16 protein-coding genes are annotated in these 17,094 nt (G+C 62.6%); 6 read left to right on the top strand and 10 right to left on the bottom strand.

All coding sequences use genetic code 11. The features are described 5' to 3' along the window. Nucleotides 1-158: 158 nt before the first annotated feature. On the top strand, nucleotides 159-1,802 hold the full coding sequence (locus QD172_RS03465) for a PLP-dependent aminotransferase family protein (protein WP_279855005.1): 1,644 nt from the start codon (nucleotides 159-161) through the stop codon (nucleotides 1,800-1,802). Here the strand turns inward: QD172_RS03465 and QD172_RS03470 are convergent. Beyond that, nucleotides 1,799-2,686, bottom strand: coding sequence for a carboxylate/amino acid/amine transporter (locus tag QD172_RS03470; RefSeq protein ID WP_084209035.1), 888 nt, complete (start codon nucleotides 2,684-2,686; stop codon nucleotides 1,799-1,801). The two genes, QD172_RS03465 and QD172_RS03470, sit on opposite strands and share 4 nt — an antisense overlap. Before the next feature lie 28 nt (nucleotides 2,687-2,714). Between QD172_RS03470 and QD172_RS03475 the strand changes: the two genes are divergently transcribed. After that, nucleotides 2,715-3,239, top strand: a complete 525-nt coding sequence (locus QD172_RS03475) for a DUF6314 family protein (protein ID WP_279855008.1) — start codon at nucleotides 2,715-2,717, stop codon at nucleotides 3,237-3,239. A 78-nt stretch (nucleotides 3,240-3,317) separates the two neighbouring features. On the opposite strand, the gene QD172_RS03480 is transcribed toward QD172_RS03475, so the two are convergent. The 4 genes from QD172_RS03480 to QD172_RS03495 all read right to left on the bottom strand — a co-directional run bounded on the left by QD172_RS03480 (nucleotide 3,318) and on the right by QD172_RS03495 (nucleotide 6,583). Further along, nucleotides 3,318-4,001, bottom strand: coding sequence for a carboxylesterase (locus QD172_RS03480; protein WP_279855010.1), 684 nt, complete (start codon nucleotides 3,999-4,001; stop codon nucleotides 3,318-3,320). Nucleotides 4,002-4,606: 605 nt separating this feature from the next. Continuing rightward, nucleotides 4,607-5,368, bottom strand: coding sequence for a haloacid dehalogenase type II (locus QD172_RS03485; protein ID WP_279855012.1), 762 nt, complete (start codon nucleotides 5,366-5,368; stop codon nucleotides 4,607-4,609). A 424-nt stretch (nucleotides 5,369-5,792) separates the two neighbouring features. Next, on the bottom strand, nucleotides 5,793-6,125 hold the full coding sequence (locus QD172_RS03490; protein ID WP_176502704.1) for a hypothetical protein: 333 nt from the start codon (nucleotides 6,123-6,125) through the stop codon (nucleotides 5,793-5,795). 116 nt (nucleotides 6,126-6,241) lie between these two features. Further along, nucleotides 6,242-6,583 carry a hypothetical protein gene (locus QD172_RS03495; protein ID WP_279855015.1) on the bottom strand — a complete coding sequence of 114 codons (342 nt, stop codon included), beginning with the start codon at nucleotides 6,581-6,583 and terminating at the stop codon, nucleotides 6,242-6,244. A gap of 991 nt (nucleotides 6,584-7,574) precedes the next feature. Between QD172_RS03495 and QD172_RS03500 the strand changes: the two genes are divergently transcribed. Together QD172_RS03500 and brnQ are read left to right on the top strand one after the other, a co-directional pair. After that, nucleotides 7,575-8,726, top strand: coding sequence for a DUF1853 family protein (locus tag QD172_RS03500; protein ID WP_279855016.1), 1,152 nt, complete (start codon nucleotides 7,575-7,577; stop codon nucleotides 8,724-8,726). A gap of 274 nt (nucleotides 8,727-9,000) precedes the next feature. Next, entirely contained in the window at nucleotides 9,001-10,341 is a 1,341-nt protein-coding gene (gene brnQ / locus QD172_RS03505) for a branched-chain amino acid transport system II carrier protein (RefSeq protein ID WP_219815740.1), read from the top strand. A 114-nt stretch (nucleotides 10,342-10,455) separates the two neighbouring features. Here brnQ and QD172_RS03510 read toward each other — a convergent pair whose 3' ends face one another. Both QD172_RS03510 and QD172_RS03515 read right to left on the bottom strand, forming a co-directional pair. Continuing rightward, nucleotides 10,456-10,956, bottom strand: coding sequence for a gamma-glutamylcyclotransferase (locus QD172_RS03510; RefSeq protein ID WP_279855020.1), 501 nt, complete (start codon nucleotides 10,954-10,956; stop codon nucleotides 10,456-10,458). 28 nt (nucleotides 10,957-10,984) lie between these two features. Then, nucleotides 10,985-11,350, bottom strand: coding sequence for a YqcC family protein (locus tag QD172_RS03515; protein WP_084209041.1), 366 nt, complete (start codon nucleotides 11,348-11,350; stop codon nucleotides 10,985-10,987). A gap of 76 nt (nucleotides 11,351-11,426) precedes the next feature. On the opposite strand from QD172_RS03515, the gene QD172_RS03520 reads away from it, so the two are divergent. Together QD172_RS03520 and QD172_RS03525 are read left to right on the top strand one after the other, a co-directional pair. Beyond that, nucleotides 11,427-13,415: a cation:proton antiporter gene (locus tag QD172_RS03520; protein WP_084209042.1), complete on the top strand. Its 1,989-nt coding sequence runs from the start codon at nucleotides 11,427-11,429 to the stop codon at nucleotides 13,413-13,415. Nucleotides 13,416-13,552: 137 nt separating this feature from the next. Further along, nucleotides 13,553-13,810, top strand: coding sequence for a late competence development ComFB family protein (locus tag QD172_RS03525; protein WP_084209043.1), 258 nt, complete (start codon nucleotides 13,553-13,555; stop codon nucleotides 13,808-13,810). 174 nt (nucleotides 13,811-13,984) lie between these two features. Here QD172_RS03525 and QD172_RS03530 read toward each other — a convergent pair whose 3' ends face one another. The 3 genes from QD172_RS03530 to QD172_RS03540 form a co-directional block, all read right to left on the bottom strand. Then, nucleotides 13,985-14,749, bottom strand: a complete 765-nt coding sequence (locus QD172_RS03530; RefSeq protein WP_077372546.1) for an amino acid ABC transporter ATP-binding protein — start codon at nucleotides 14,747-14,749, stop codon at nucleotides 13,985-13,987. Next, nucleotides 14,746-15,420 (bottom strand): amino acid ABC transporter permease, encoded by a 675-nt coding sequence (locus tag QD172_RS03535; RefSeq protein ID WP_077372544.1) that lies wholly within the window; start codon nucleotides 15,418-15,420, stop codon nucleotides 14,746-14,748. Before QD172_RS03535 ends, QD172_RS03530 begins: the two co-directional genes overlap by 4 nt. 229 nt (nucleotides 15,421-15,649) lie before the next feature. Further along, complete coding sequence (locus QD172_RS03540) at nucleotides 15,650-16,384, bottom strand: amino acid ABC transporter substrate-binding protein (protein WP_103751385.1); 735 nt, start codon at nucleotides 16,382-16,384, stop codon at nucleotides 15,650-15,652. Nucleotides 16,385-17,094: the final 710 nt, after the last annotated feature.

The following is a 17,094-nucleotide window of genomic DNA, read 5'->3' on the forward strand; positions in this document are numbered from 1 at the left end:
GATTGACTCCAGAGCACGAGAGACGGGACCTCACTGTCCCGAGGAGCGCTCACACCGAGCGCGTCAGGCATCGCCGGCGTGATGTGACATGAGCTTGCCGCGAAGGCACCAGGGGATACAAGATACAGAGAATGGCTTTTTCAGGGGATACAGTCCGCATGAGTGGCACTCAAGACCTCCCATCAGCGCCGCGCTACCAACAGCTGGCGACGCGCTTGAAAGCCGAGATGGCGACGGGGCAACTCGTCCCCGGACAACGGCTGCCCTCATTGCGCCGCCAGGCGGCCCTGTCAGGGCTGGGACTCAACAGCGTGATCCGCGCCTATGGTGAGCTGGAATCCGCCGGCTTCCTCGTGGCTGTCCCGCGCCGGGGATTTCAGGTCGCGGCCGCAGCGGCGCCTCCCTCTTCCGCCAGCCGCGATCACGATGCCGCCCCGTCACGCTGCACCCCTCTTGCCACTCCGTCACTGGCCATCGATGACCCGGCCTGGCAGGCCATGGCACATGCCAGCGACCCGGCGCTGGCTCCGCTGGGCGCGGCGCATCCCGAGCTGGATGCGCCCGCCGTGCGGCGCCTCTATCGGCTGGTGCGCCAGAAGCTCAAGCATCACGCCGAATCCCCCAGCGCCTACGCGCTGCCCCCGGGCTCCCCCGCCCTGCGCGAGGCCATTGCCTCTCACCTCAGCCACCATGGCCATCACTGTCACGGTGACACCCTGTTGCTGTGTCAGGGGGCTCAGCAAGGCATGTCGCTGATTCTCCGACAATGGCGCGCAAGCCGGGGACGCTGTCGCATCGGCATCGAGGCCCCCGGCTATTTCGGTGTGCTTGCGGCGGTGGAAGCCAATGGTCACGAAGCCATTGCCCTGCCGACACATGCCGGAAGCGGACTGGATATCGAGGCATTGGCCAGACTACTGGAGGAAGGAGAGGCAAGGCAGATGGACAGGCGGCAGACGTGTGCAGGCAAGACGCGGCCAGAGATGCCGCCCACGGCCGGGCACCGACACGGCAAGGCCGCCCTCGACGCGCTGATCGTCTCACCGGATTGCCACAACCCGCTGGGTGGCCAGCTGAGCCTGACGGATCGAGATCGCCTGCTCAAGCTGGCCCAACGCCACGGGGTACAGATCATCGAGAATGCCACCTTCGCGGAACTGAGCTTCGACACCCGCCTGCCCTGGCTGATGGACCTCCATCAGCGTCAGGCACCGTCACCGGAGCAGACAACGCCACTGGGACAGACAATGTCACCGGAACAGGCACCCGGCGTGATCACGGTGGGCTCGCTGTCCAAGACGCTCGACCCGCGAGCACGCTGTGGCTGGGTGTGGCTCCCACGGTCCGAAAGCGTGGCACCTGACGCCGAGCTGGGCATGCAGGGGCTGATTCGCGCACGCTGGGCCGATGGCATGGGCGACATGCCATGGATGCACGCCGCCCTCGCGGAGCTGATCGCCAGCGGCGATTACGGGCGCCATGTCCACCGCATGCGCCGCTGCTACGCGAAGCGCCTGCAACTGCTGCGCGAGACGCTTGCCTCTGCTCTCGGCGATGGCGTCTGGCTGCCCGGTGTCAGTGGTGGCTATCTGCAGTGGTGCGGCCTGCCGGGACTGGATGGCGCGGCCCTTTCCCGCCTGCACCGCGAGCTGCTCGAGGCTGGCATCGCCACTCTGCCCGGCTACCTGTTCAAGGCGGTCAGTCCCGGCCTGCGCCTCAATGCGGCCCAACTGCAGAACGATGAGACCCTCGCACGATTGACCACGACCCTGCGCAACGCGCTGCACGAAGCCGATGCCTAGCGAACGCTCTGCGCCTCACGCGCGCGCTGCTCACGCTGGCGCGCCCAGAACTGATTGATCAACAGCGCCAGCACGATGACCGCCCCGCCCAGCGCGAGACGCGGCAGGTCCGCGTCGCGATTCCAGATCAGCAGATTGACCAGCAGTCCCGCCGGTACCAGCGCATTGTTCATGATCGCCAGGGTACCGGCATCGACGCGCGTCGCTCCCTTGTTCCACAGGAAGTAGCCCATCCCGGACGCCACGATGCCCAACCAGCCCAGCACCACGAAGTGCACCGGCTGCGAAGGCAGCTTGTCGGTATTGCCGAACAGCAGGAACATCACGACCACCAGCGCCAGGGCGCCAAGATAGAACCAGCCGAACACATGACGGTGCGCGACACCTTCAGGCAGCTGGGGCGAGAGATGACGATAGGCGACCTGGCCGATGGCAAAGCACAGATTGGCCCCCTGAACGACGGCAAAGCCGAGCCAGAAGCCCTCGGTGACCCCGTCGTAGCGAATGATCGCCGCACCGATGACCGCCACCATCGCCGTGAGCAGGTAGAATGGCGACAGCCGACGTTTCATCATGTCATCCAGGAGGGTGATGTAGATGGGCGTGAAGATCGTGAACAGCAGCACTTCCGGGACGGGCAACAGCAGGAAGGAGCGGTAGAAGAAGATGTACATCAGCCCCAGCTGCACCGCACCGATGGCCATCAGCTGCCAGCGGATGCGGCCACTGATCGCCCGTGGGCGCAGAAAGGGAGCAAAGATCAGGCTGGCCAGCACGATGCGTGTCAGCACGGCCAGATAGCTATCGACCTGACCGGACAGGTAGACGCCGATCAGGGAAAACGAGAAGGCCCACAGGGCCGTGACACCGATCAGGTAGGACATGACGAGTAAACCCGTTAGGCAGAGAAAGTTGACAGGCATTGTAACCCTCCACGCGCTGCTTGAGCAGATACGCCACCTGGAATTTTCGTCACGCTCAGGGCCTGCCTCACGCAACGCCTGGTCCGGCCATGGCAGCGGTGAAGTGCGCCTCGAGAAGGAGATGCCTGATGGGGCCGGCAGGACTGGGGCGGAAGACTCGTGGGACATCCTCTTCAATGAACAGGGGCAGTTCCGACTGGAGGGCCAGGCCAGCAGTGTCACGTTCCGCAATCGCTATCGCTGGCGACTGAGCCCCGACGGCACGGCCCTGTCACTGAGCCATGAGCGCCGCGGCCGCGATGCGGCGGTCTTCCTGTTCGACCTGATCGAGGCTCCCGCAGGCGATGGTGACCACTTCATCAGCCGCGAGGCACACCTGTGCATCGATGACCTCTATTCCGCCACCCTCGTCATCGTGCGCGATGCGGATGACAAGCCCTGCGGCTTCGACCTTGACTGGCGCATCACCGGCCCGCGCAAGGATGAACATCTCGCCTATCGCTATCACTGCTGAACGTGACCCGCGCTGCCGGCACATGAAAACGCCGCTGACGAATCACTCCGTCAGCGGCGTTGTGGGACTGGCGGCCGATCAGGCCAGCAGGCGTGCCGTGAACCATTCGCCGATCGCCTCGATCTCCTCGAGACACACGGCGTGCGCCATCGGCCAGGTCTGCCATTCAAGCGGATGCCCGAGGGCGCGAGCACTCTCGGCGCCAGCCTCCCCCAGTGCCAGCGGCACGATGTCATCCTGGGTGCCGTGATGGACACTGATGGCCAGCCCCCGATTGGCGGCTGATGGCGTGATGGTCGCGCTGGTGGCGAAATAGGTGGAGAGCGCCAGCAACCCACCCAACGGCCGCTCACAGCTCAACGCCGCCTCGTAGACCACGGCTCCGCCCTGAGAAAAGCCTGCCAGCAGGATGCGCTCACTGGCGATCCCCTGCGCGACCTGCTCCTCGATCAAGGCATGCACGTAAGCCGCGGATTCGCGCAGCTGCACTTCATCGACACGCCGCCCAAGATTCATCTCGAGAATGTCGTACCAGGCCGGCATGCGCATGCCGCCATTGACAGTCACGGCCAGCTCACGCGCGTGCGGGAAGACGAAACGCACGCCGTGATCCGCCGGCAATCCCAGCGCCGGCACCACGGGCACGAAATCACTGCCGTCCGCCCCCAGCCCATGCAACCAGATGACACAGGCATCCGCCTGGCCCTGAGGCTCGATGATCTGCGGACTACGGTGGCCATGCTGGGGTGATGCGTCGTTCATCTCTGCGCTCCTGTCTGGAAAAGGGGAATGCCGCCCAGCCTACCATTGACATTGCCTTCTGCCACCTGCGCTCCCCTCATTCAGAGCCCGACCGCGCGATGCAGTACGCCTGCTCGGCCTGCGCTCCCCCTCTTCTGGCGCGCCCTCACCATGACACTGCCTCTGGACGCGAGACATAAAAAACCCGCCAATCGGGCGGGCAATGAATGTCGGGACAGCGACACCCAGGACAGGAAAGCGCTTGAGAAATCGTGCCTGCGGGGGGCTTTCTCAAGCACTCTGGGTCTTTCTGACGAACATCCTTCTCGAGATCGCCTGAGGACTGTCACGCCACCTCGATGCGACCTGTCAGCGCGCCATTCCATCATCACGCACCATCGATCCACATCAACGAAACACAGCGCATGACAGCGGAAAACCATCACGAAACCTCGACAATATCGCCAGAATACTTGCGGAGTATTCACGATGAATCTGCCAGGCGACGGGACCGGCAGCCTCCCGATTGACAGGATATGATTTCTGTCAAAGGAGATTCGCCAGCCCCACCGATACCGCGGACTTCAGGGTGACAGGATCTCGATAGCCCCCGCCAATAAAGGAAATTACTCCAGAATGTCGGCCAGTTCGTTCACATCCTTCACGACATGATCCGGCGCCTTTGACAGCGGGAAGAGTGCCTTGCCCGGGCGGGCGATGAAGGTGGTCTGCAAGCCCGCTTCCTTTGCACCCGCGACATCCCAACCATGTGCAGCGACCATCATGGCTTCTTCAGGTTCGACATCGAGCTTGTCCAGCACCCACTCATAGGAACGCAGGTCCGGCTTGTAGATCTGGATATCTTCAATGCTGTAGCGAGCATCGAAATACGGCAGCAGTCCCGCGTTCTCGAACTGGGCCTTGACGCCCTTGTTGGACGAGTTGGTCAGACTGACGATCTTGTAGCCTTCGGCCTTGAGCCTGGCCAGACCTTCCTTGACATCAGGGTGAGGCGGGAGTGTCAGCAACGGTGTGATGATGGCCTCCTTCGCCTGCTCATCCGTCAGTTCGACACCGTTGTTCTGCGCGACCACCAGCAACGAGGCGACACCGATCTGCCCGAAATCGTGATAGTCCCGGGTCACGGTAGACACCAGGGAGTAATGCAGCATGGTCGAGAACCACAGGGGCAGCAGGTCTTCTCTTCCCCCCAGTGCCTCACCGACCGAACTGCGCATCGAGGTCAGGTCCAACAGCGTTTCATTGACATCGAAGATGAGCACCTTGGGCTTATCGACGACATCATCCGCCATCGCATTCCCCGACATCAGGCCGATACCCAACAACACTGAACCTGCCACCTTCTTGAGTTTTCCGCGCACCATCATGGGTCTCCACTTGATCGATATCATGGCATCCGGCCTCGACATTTCCGGTATGCCGCTCGGCAATCAACAACGTTTAATCACCGTGACCCACCATGACACCCTCACCATGAACTGGCGATGAATCTTCACGAAAAACGCGGGAAACATCTGCAATGATCCAGATGAATCACCCTTCCTTACGAGGACTGACTGGCTTGTCATTCTCGAGCGCCTATCACGCCTTTCGCCCCAGAAATCGTCTCAAGTCTTCTCAATTACACATCGCAGATATCAACATCCAATCGACGTAATATGGGGCAATAATGCCTCACGAAGACTCAAGGAAATCCTCCAGTACCTTGTCGACATCCAGCACATATCATGCGCAGAGACGGCCCACCCGGTGGCGGCAGCCAAGACCATCCACCAATGCGATCCCCTGTCCTCAGACGCTTTCGCTCAGGGCATGCTGGACGCGGGTAGCGGAAACGCTCTTGCCGGCATCATTGACGTACTCGCGGGAATCACGAGTGATCTGCGCCTGCTGACCATTGACGCTCTGGTTGTTCAGCGCCTGCTCGACACGACTGGCCGCAACACTCTTGCCGGCGTCGTTGAGGTGCAGCGGCTGAGTCGCTGCCTGCTGGGCCTGACCGTGGATCACGGATTCGCTGATGGTGGCGCGGACCTGCTGGTCGGCAACGCTATCAGCGTTGGCAACGCCTGCGGTGGTGACGGAGAGAACGGCGGCGGCGATGAGGGCATTGAAGGTCTTCATGATGTGACTCCTGGAAATAACACTGACGAAAGAGGTAGGGAAAGACAGAGTGCTTGAGAGCGACGCGCCGAGAGGCCGTGTCTTGCGACCCGTTGACGACTCAGCGTTGCGTCGGCTCAGGCGTTGTCGCTGATGCTCTGCTGGACTCGGCTGGCTACGACACTCTTGCCCTGCTCGGAAACGGTGTCATTGGCCCGGGATACGGCAGCGGTCTGCTGGCCACGAATGTGCTCGGCATTGAGTGATTGCTCGACACGTCCGGCGGCAACGCTCATTCCAGTCTCCGCGAAGCTCTGCTGGCTGGTGGCTGCCGGCTGGGACTGGCCGATGATCTGCTGGCTGTTCAGCGCATTCTGGACGCGCAGAGCGGCAGGGCTGTCATCAGCGGCAAGGGCGGACGTGCTGGCAGTGGCGATGACGGCGGCGGCGATCAATGTCTTCAGTGTGGTGTTCTTCATGGTCTATCTCCTGGTCCTGGGTAGCGGATGATTCCGCGTGAAGTCGTTGTCAGCGAGTGAAGGATCTGGCGAGTAGCCCCTGTCCGGGCTCCGTCCTCCATTGGCTGTGGGTCGTGCTTCGCTTCGATAATTAACAGACTAATCTTTATTCCGCTTTCTAACTAGCCGTGCCATTGGAAGCTCACTGTTTCGCCTTGAGCAACAAACTCGCGGTGGGCTGTCGATTCCGGGGCCAGCCTCTTCCGCGCGCCCCTCGAGATCGAAAATTCTTGTCAGAGTCACGGACAACTCTTGTACAACCATAATGGCGCAGAAACTTCCTGATTCCGTGCCGAGCCAGCCATCTGACTGACGCCTTGCCCTGGCAGAATCCTTCGGTGCTCGAGAGAAGTCCCCGTCTCGAGACTCCCCTCGGGAGAACATGTCGCCAGCGGTGAAGTGTGTCGTCATGTTCTGATGAGACATACGCCAAGGCCTTGAGACTGGATGCAGCAGAAAGAGAAATAATGCGTTTATTTTTCTGTCGGCCAGCGACAGGAAGCCGGATAACTCCCTTGCAGAGCAGAGGATTGTTCACCCCGGTCGCCCGAATTGTTCCTCACCCACCGGGTACGCCGAAGGTCGCTTCCACCATCGCCGGGGGCCCTGGCTCAAGCACGCTGCCTGGGCGCGATCGTCAGATGACGGCTCCGTCCTGGTCAGGTGACAAGGGGGCATTCAGACCTCAAGAGACACGCGCACATTGCCTGCATATTGTCTGCATGTTGCATCTACCCTTCGTTGAACACGCCGAGAGACGTGCAGCGCGTGGAGTACCGGCCTGACCATCACGGGTTGGTTCTCATGAGGAATCAATTCTCAACGACGATGCCCTCGCCAACACCGTCAGCAGAGGTCGCGGGTCCCTCTGGCACGAATGGCCGCGTGGGTGAGTGAGCGTTACACTGGCGACATGCCCAACCCGCCACCCATTCCTGACAATGACGCGCTTTTGCAGGCCCCTCCCACCCGCTGGCCGAAGACTGCCGGGCAGACCCTGCGTGGCGAATGCGAGCGCTATACGCATCCGCGCGTCAGGGATATCGCCTGGCTGTTGAGTGCCCCGGACCTGCTGACACTGCTCCCCTATCAGCGCCCGGCTCTCGAGGCGTTGGGACTGGGCGACGTCATCGCTCGCCATCGCTGGCTGAGCGAGCTTGAGCAGGCCCCCGAGGCACTGGAATCCGCGGTGGATGAGCGTCGCCACCATCGGCTCGGTCTCTATCACGAGCTGCTGTGGCGGTTCGTACTGGCCCACGCCCCGGGCAGCCGACTGTTGGCCCACAATCTCAGGATCATGGAAGGCAAGATCACGCTGGGCGAGCTGGACATGCTGTATCTGGCGGCAGGCGATACGACCCCCACCCACCTGGAAGTCGCGATCAAATTCTATCTGGGATTGCCACAAGGTCCGGGGCCGGCGGATGGCCTGGAGCGCTGGATCGGCCCGGGCGGCGCCGACAGTCTCGCCATCAAGACGCGACGCAGTCTTGCGCACCAGCTGCCACTGGCGCTCAGCGAGCGGGGGCAACAGACGATTCGTCAGGCGCTTGGTCTACCCGTGAGCGACGCCGCCGAGGCGACGGGAGACTCGGCCCCCGGGTGGCTCGCGGGCCAATGCCTGGCCATGCCCGGCGGTCTGTTTCGCCCCTGGCAGCCGGAGACACCTGCCGATGAGCAGCTGCCGCCACCGCGTCACTGCCATCCTTCAAGCGCGGCGCAGGCTGGCTGGTGGGTCCCCGTGAGCCAGTTTGCCGCCTTCTGCCAGAGCCTCGACAGTACCGCGATGGATACCGCGCCGCTGCTGGGCTGTCTCAGGGAAAAGCCCGCCTGGCTGGCCCCTCCCCCTGCGCAATCACTGACCGGGTGGCGCGAGCTGCAACTCTGGCTCGAGGACTATTTCGCGCCCTCTGACGGGGAAGTGAACCCACCAACGGGCACTCCCCGGCAGGCGCCGCCTCAGCATCCGCGTCAGCTATGGCTGGAACGCGCGCCGCGCCGGCCCTTGGACTCGCGACACGAGGCCTCCTCTCAATGGCGGGTATTCGTGGTGCCGGATGGATGGCCTCACTTCATCCCGCTGCCCCCGGCTTCCCCCACCTGACGGTTCACGTCGCGATCAGACCGGCAAGCGGACTGCTCGGGAGGGAGTACTCACTTTGTCTTGATGCGTGAAATCAACGATAATGCGCCGCGTCAGATTCAGGCGACTCACAGGTTGGCCTGTTTCTCGCCATGAGACGCGGGCTCCGCACTACCCCGCGAGCCCGAGTCTGCTGGTGACCTCACCCCTGTCGCTGGCCAACGGCTTCCCGGCAGCGTGTCGACTCCGACATCCTGCTGCCGCAACGCATCCGCTGAATCCGTAGGACGTCATCTTGAAAACACGACTTTCCAGCCTCGATATCGTGGCGCTGGGCTTCATGACATTTGCGCTCTTCCTTGGCGCTGGCAACATCATCTTCCCGCCTCAGGTAGGTCAGGGCGCAGGGGCCGAGTTCTGGCCAGCCGCACTCGGCTTTCTGACCACCGGTGTCGGCATGCCGCTGGCCGGAATCGTTGCGGTCGCCGTGATCGGCGGCGGGCTCGACAAGATCACCTCCCCGCTGCCCAAGTGGGCGGCAGCGGCCTTCGGCGTCGCCATCTACCTGTCCATCGGGCCGATGTTCGCCATCCCGCGTACCGGTACCGTCGCCTTCGAGATGGGCATGCGTCCGTTCATCGACATGACGCCCGAGTCAGGCCTGGCATTGCACTCGGTGGTGTTCTTCGGCATTGCCACCCTGATCGCCCTGAGCCCCGGCAAGCTGATGGACGTGGTCGGCAAGTGGCTGACCCCGCTGTTGATCGCGCTGCTGGCACTGATCGCGCTGTTCACCATCATCGACCCGCAGGGACCGCTGGGCCCGGTGAGCCCCGAGTGGGCCGAAGCGCCCTTCATGACCGGCTTCCAGCAGGGCTACCTGACCATGGATGCGCTGGCCTCGATGGTGTTCGGCATCCTGATCGTCTCCGCGATCAAGGCGCGTGGCATCACCGCCACCGCTGACGTGACGCGCTACACCCTGTGGGCCGGCGCGATCGCCGCGATCTGTCTCGCCGCCGTCTATCTGCCGCTGACCTACATGGGCGCCACCAGCCATGCTCTGGTGACGGAAGCCGCCAAGGGCGAACTGATTCCGGTCTACGTCGAGGCCTTGTTCGGGGATGCCGGCAAGCTGATCCTGGCGCTGGTCATCACTCTGGCATGTCTGACCACCGCGGTGGGCCTGCTGACCTCCTGCGGCGAGTTCTTCCATCGTCTGCTGCCGAGCGTGCCCTATCGTCTGCTGGTGATCGTGATGGCCGTGGCCTCGGCGTTGATCGCCAACCTGGGCCTCTCGACCCTGATCAGCGTCTCGATTCCGGTGCTGGTCACGCTCTATCCGCTGGTGCTGGTGCTGACGCTGCTCTCCTACCTGCGCCCGCGCCTGCATGATGCACCGCGCGTGTTCGCCTGGAGCCTGGGCCTGACCCTGCTGGTCAGCCTGCTAGATGGCTTCGAAGCCAGTGGCATCGATTCCCTGATGGCCATCTCGCACCGAATCGAGCCGCTGCTGCCGCTGGCCTCCATGAATCTGGGCTGGCTGGCACCTGCACTGGCGGGCCTGATCATCGGCATGCTGACCAGCCGTCGTGACCAGACGAATCTGGACCCGGTACTGACCGAGCAACGCTGAGCGCCCCTCGGCCTTCCCTTGGTGGCATGATGTTGCCATGGCGTTGCCATGAAAAAGCCCGCCCCTCGTGATGAAGGGCGGGCTTTTTTCGTCACGGCTGTCTTCTCTGGCGTCTCAGCCCGGCGTGCTGCGTGACAGCCCCAGCCGTGCGAGCGTGTCATCATCCAGCGAGTGCACCGCTTCCACGTCTGCCAATGCCGTGAAATAGTCCGGGGTCAGGAAGTCACGCCCACCCAGCAGGTGCTCGAGATACTCACGGGCCGGCTTGAGTCCCTGACCGGTGCGCTCCGGCAAGGCGATGTACACCCAGGCCTCGATGACACCGTCACGTGTCACGATGGCATGACGAAAGCGCTCATATTCATGTGGGCGCCCCTCGTAGGGGTCCATCAGGGTGATCTGCTCAGGGTCGCGCAGCTCGTAGAGCACCCCTTCGACACGCTCACCCCGCGCCGGTTGCACATTGGCATGTGCGATCCCCGGAACACGCGACGCCTTGTCGAAACTCAGCCGATGCTCCTCCAGCCAGCCATGCAGGGCACGACGCGTGTCACCGATGCGTGCCGCGACACGCGCCGGATTCATGTTGCTTCCGTAGGCGAAGTAGTACGGCATACCCGTCTCCCGTGTGAACCGCGACGACTCAGTTGTCGGTGATCAGCGTATCGATCTCGCGCACGACTTCCGTCATCGCCACGCGGCGCTCCGGACGCGCATCCTTCAACCAGGCCTCGATGGCAGGCGCCACGTCACACTTCACCGGGAAGCTGCCACGCGCGTCACACAGTGCCTCGAGACGCGCGATGAACACGAAACGCAGCCACTGCCCCATGTCCATGCGGTCCACGCAGAAGGGCTCCACGCTCATGAAGGCCTCTGGGGTCGGTGTCTCCATGCGCCACAGATCCGCCGCCTTCATCGTCGCTTCCAGGCGTGCCAGCAGGTCACGCAATTCGTCATGCGCGTTGCCGGCGAGTTCGCCGTCCTGGGGTATTTCGGTCGGGTTCATGACACCTCCGTCAATTCATGCATGATGCGTTCACGGTATTATCCCGTTCATACGCTTGGAAGGCCAGGAGGGCCAGATGGCAGATAGCCTGTTCAATGACGTGATGATCCTGCTGGGGGCCTCGGTGGTCGCGGCGGCGCTGTTCCGACGCCTGCACCTGCCACCGGTACTGGCCTATCTGGCGGTGGGCTTTCTGGTCGGCCCGCATCTGGCAGGCTGGATAGGCCGTCCGGAAGAGCTGGCCTTTCTGTCGGAGTTCGGCCTGGTCTTTCTGTTGTTCTCGCTGGGATTGGAATTCTCGATGCCCCGCATGCGAGCCCTCAAGACCACCGTCTTCGGACTGGGAGCCTCCCAGGTGGTGGTCTGCAGCGGACTCTTCTGGGCGCTGGGCTGCGCACTGGGGCTGACCCCTGCCGCGGCGCTGGTCGCGGCCGGCGCACTGGGACTTTCTTCCACGGCCATCGTGACGCGGGAGCTGGCGCGCTGGAACGAGCTGGACAGCCCCCACGGCCATGCCGCGGTGGGAGTGTTGCTGTTTCAGGACCTTGCCGCCCTGCTGTTCCTGATCCTGATTCCGGCCATGGCGGGAGATGGCAGCCAGCTGCTCAGCGATCTGGGCGTGATGCTGGCCAAGGGCATCGGCCTGGTGGTGGTGATGATGGCCATCGGCAAATGGGTGCTGCCACTGGTCTTTCAGGAAGTCGCGCGCTCACGCTCGGAAGAGCTGTTCGTGCTCACCGTATTGCTGGTGGCCCTGTTCTCGGCCTGGCTGACCCATAGCCTGCACCTTTCGATGGCGCTCGGCGCCTTCCTGGCGGGCATGATGCTCGGTGAAAGCCATTACCGGCATCAGATTGAGGCGGACATTCGCCCGTTCCGGGACATCCTGCTGGGCCTGTTCTTCGTCTCGGTCGGCATGCTGCTCGACCCGCATGTCCTGCTGGCACAGTGGTACTGGGTGGTGATCGGCGTGATCTGCCTGCTGACCACCAAGGCACTGTTGATCACGGGGCTTGCCAGACTCTCCGGACGACCACTGGATTCGGCCATGCGCACCGGCCTGGTGCTGTCACAGGGCGGAGAGTTCGGGTTTGCCCTGCTGGCACTGGCCAGTCAACAACAGCTGATGGACACCGATACCGTGGGACTGGTGGTGGCGATCATCATCGGCTCGCTGGTCGTCACGCCCTCGCTCATTCGTCACAACCAGCATCTGTCGCAACGTGCCTGCCGCTCACATACCCCCACCCAGGAAAATCCGCACACCACGGCGCAGTTGAGCGAAGCCACGGCCCCGCTGCACGATCACGTCATCGTGTGCGGCTTCGGGCGTGTCGGTCAGACGGTCGGGCGCTTCCTGACCCAGGAGAAGCTCCAGTGGATCGCCATCGATGCCGACCCCATCCGCGTGCATGAAGCCGCCAGCGCGGGTGAACCGGTGGTCTTCGGTGATGCCCAGCGTCAGGACATTCTGCGCGCACTGGGCATCGAGCGCGCCCGCCAGGTGGTGATCACCGTCAACCAGCTGCCGCATGCACTGGCCATCCTGCATGCCATCCAGCCGTTGCAGCTCCCCGAGCTCAAGGTGCTGGTGCGCACCCAGGATGATGCCGACCTGGACACCTACAAGGCCGCCGGCGCGACCGAGGTGATCCCGGAGGTACTGGAAGGCTCATTGATGCTGGTCTCGCATGTGCTGGTCAATCTCGAGGTGCCATTTCGCCGTGTGGCGCGCTCGATCCAGAAGGCCCGCGAGGCCCGCTACAGTCTGCTGCATGGCTACTTCCACGGCCAGCAGTCCCAGCTGACCGACAAGCGTGGCAACCCGCTGCTGAGACGCCATCCCGTGACCCTGACCGAGAGCACCTGGGCCTGTGAGCGCCGACTGGACGAGATCTCCCTGCCGGAGCGCAGCGGTATCCTGATCTCCCGCATCGTGCGCGCCAACGGGGACTGCATCGAGGAGCCCACCGGTGATCTTCGTCTCGCGTGTGGCGATACGCTGGTATTGTCCGGGCTGGCTGATCATATTGAAGAGGCAGAAGCGCGTCTGTTGTCGGGCTGAGGCTCTGTCCGTCGGACGGGCACAGGAGACCGGCCTTTCGACAGCAGGCAATGACCGCCTTCGTCACGTCACAAGGGAGACTCATCATGCACGGACAGCACGCAACGTCTTGCTCGACCCAGGGGAGCCCACAGTCGATGGGCGTCCACAATTACATGGAGCAACTGGTGTTCGATGGCATACGCCTGCATGCCACGGCCAGCGGCATGGATGGCGACAGCCGCGAGGATGTCGCCTGCATCGCGCTCAATCAGCTGGCACCGCGCTACATCCGTCATGATGTGGACATGGCCTTCTACATGACCCCTGCCGAACAGGAGCTGCTGGAAGAGCGTGTGGCCCTGGCTCTCGATGATGCGGTGGCCAGGGTGCACAGCATGCCGCGACGCAGCTAGTCGCCGCCCTCTTCTGCCCCGGGCGCATCCCCGCGATGCGCCCGGGCAATCACGATGCTCGCCATCAATCACGACGGGCCTCACCAACCACGACGAGCCTCACCAACCACGACGGCCCACCTGCGCAGGCAGGTGGGCCGTCGTGATAAGGGTTGCCCTTGAGATGGCAGCCGCTCAGATACCTGCCGCTCCCTGCGGCGGGACTTCATCGAGCACCTTGCGCAGGAAGGCGCGGGTGCGGTCATCCTTCGGCGCGCTGAACAGCTGACTCGGTGGCCCCTGCTCGACGATACGCCCGCCTTCCATGAAGATGACGCGGTCAGCGACTTCCCGCGCAAACTGCATCTCGTGGGTCACCACGATCATGGTCTGACGCTCCACCGCCAGCTGCTTCATCAGCTCCAGCACTTCGTCGACCCACTCCGGGTCGAGCGCCGAGGTCGGCTCATCGAACAGGATGACCTCGGCCTGGGCCGCCATGGCACGCCCGATGCCGATGCGCTGCTGCTGTCCACCGGAAAGCGCCGCCGGGAAGGCATCCGCCTTCTCGCTCATGCCGATGCGCTCGAGAATCTCGCGGGCGCGTTGATGCGCCTTGGCCTTGGGCCAGCCATTGACGACGATCAGGCCCTCGGCAATGTTCTCAAGCGCCGTCTTGTTGGCGAACAGCGCATAGTTCTGGAACACGAAGGCGCTGTTGCGGCGCAGGGCAAGAATGTCATGGCGACTGGCGCGTGTGGCCGCGACCTTGTGCTCGCCGATCTGGATTTCCCCGTCATCGGGTTGTTCCAGGAAGTTGATGCAACGCAGCAAGGTGGACTTGCCGGTACCCGACGGGCCGATGACGACGATGATCTCGCCCTGCTTCACTTCCAGCGTGATGCCATCGAGTACGGCCTGCCCGCCGAATTTCTTGATCAGATTTCTGACTGCAATCATCGCTGATAGGCCTTGTTGAGACGTTTCTCCATCCAGCGCTGCACGAAGGACAGCCCTTCCACCATCACCCAGTAGACGATGGCCACCATGATGAAGGATTCAAAGTACAGGAAGCTGCTGGCCGCTTCCTTCTGGGTCGCGCCCATCAGTTCGGTCACCCCCAGCGTGAAGGCCAGCGACGTGGACTTGATCATGTCCACGAAGTAGTTCATCAGCGTGGGAGCCGCCACACGGGCTGCCTGTGGCAGCACAATGCGACGCATCAACTGGACATTGGTCATGCCGATGGACAGCGCCGCCTCGGTCTGGCTGCGATCGACGCCGACGATGGCCGCACGGATCGACTCGGCCATGTAGGCAGAGAAGTGCAGCGTCAGGCCCAGAATCGTCGCAGTCACGCCATCGATCTGGGTGAGGAACGACATCACCTGCGGCAGGCCGTAGTAGAACAGGAACAGCTGCACCAGCAGCGGCGTACCGCGGAAAAAGGAGATGAACACCACGGTCAGCGCATTGAGCACCGGCACCTTCAGCACCCGCACTACCGCCAACAGCGAGGCCAGTACCAGCGCGGCCACCATGCCGATACAGGCCATCTTGAGTGTCAGTGGCAGGTATTTGAGCATGACCGGCAGCAGGCCAAGCATGTAATCGATATTGAGAGTATCCATTCGTTATCCGGACAGGCTGAGGGCTTGGCTGAGAGTCTCACGGAAGACGCCCATCGACGTGATGACGGCAATATCCCGGCGACACGTGGAGCATCATCACGGCAACGGGGTGACGGTTGTGCCGTCACCCCGTTTGCTCACGACATCGATTGACGCGCCTGCACATGACACCGTCATGCGTCAGGCTCGTCCACGGGTGCCCCCTGTATCAGGGCGCGCCCGTCAATGTTCAAGGCGTGGTGATGTCATTGCCGAACCACTTGTTGGAAATCTCGGCCAGACGACCATTTTCCTTGAGCTCGGTCAGCGCGGCATCCACCGCGTCACGCTTGGCTTCGCCTTCGGCATCCTTGCGGAACGGCAGCGCGTTCTCGAGACGTGAGAACGGCGTGCCTGCCAGCTCCAGCGGCAACGGTGTCTTCTGGATCACCTGGCTTGCGCTGACGCGGTCCATCACGAAGGCATCGACACGGCCCAGGGCGGTGTCCTGCTCGATGTTGGATTCATAGGTCTTGATGTCGATCTGGTCGGCGTACGGCAGCTCCTTCATCAGCGCTTCGTAGTTGGACCCCAGATTGACCGCCACGCTGTGCCCCTTGAGGGACTCGACGCCGGTGATCTCGTCATTGCCACGACGCTTGACCACCTGCGCCCCGTCATAGACGTACGGCTGGGTGAAGGCGAACTTGGCCTTGCGCGCATCGGTGATGGTGATCTGGTTGGCCACGGTATCGATACGACCCGCTTCCAGTGCACCGATCAGACCGGAGAAGCTCATGGTGACGAATTCGACATCGTCGCCGGTGATCTCGCCCACGGCATTCAGGACATCCACCTCAAAGCCCTGCAGCTTGTCCTGCTTGACGAAGGTGAACGGGAAGTAGCCCCCGGACATGCCGACCTTCAGGGTGTCGGCGTGAGCGGCCAGGCTGCCCATGGCAGCAGCCCCCAATGCCGCCGCCATCACGGTGCCCTTGAGAGCAGTGGCAGAGAAGGCGGCAGCAAGTGAACGTGAATGGCGCATCGGAAATCCTCGATGGTGGCAGACTTATGCGGGCAAGGCATGTGTCGAAGTGCAGACGTCATCCACCGTCCCACACGCAGCGAGCACATGACAGCAACGAATCAGGCATAAGCGACAGCATTTATATGTGATTTAGTTTTATAGAATAACGAGCCTGTCGCGCATTCCCAAACATTTCCTCCACTTTGGTAAGAACGAAAAGGAATAACGCTACATGCGCGAGCAATGGTGAGATTCTAGCATGCCTGCCCCTGCTGACCAGCCATGCGCCGAGGCGTCCCGGCGGGCGCAACGACCGCTGCCACTCGGATTGAGTGTGCCCTCTCAAGAGCACGCCACCGGGTAGCGGCTAACGATGACAGCCTGAGGTCATCAGGATGACAGTTATTCACGTCTTCCGTGGACGATACTGTGGATAACCTTGTGCTTCCTCGCTGCAAGCCGCGCCAGAACTGGGCAGGAGAAAATTGATCAAATTTTCATCAGCGAGTCACCAGGACGTCTCCCAACGGCCCCATAGCCGGCAATCCTTCTGCAATCAAGGTGTTGCGACAATGCGCGACAGCCTTCGCGGGTGGCATGCAAAGAGGCGAATCGCTAAAGTCTCAGCCATTCTTGGCGTATCCTTGCCGATATCACGCCCAATCTCA

This window comes from Cobetia sp. 10Alg 146 (assembly GCF_029846385.1).
In the GTDB taxonomy this organism is placed as follows: domain Bacteria; phylum Pseudomonadota; class Gammaproteobacteria; order Pseudomonadales; family Halomonadaceae; genus Cobetia; species Cobetia marina.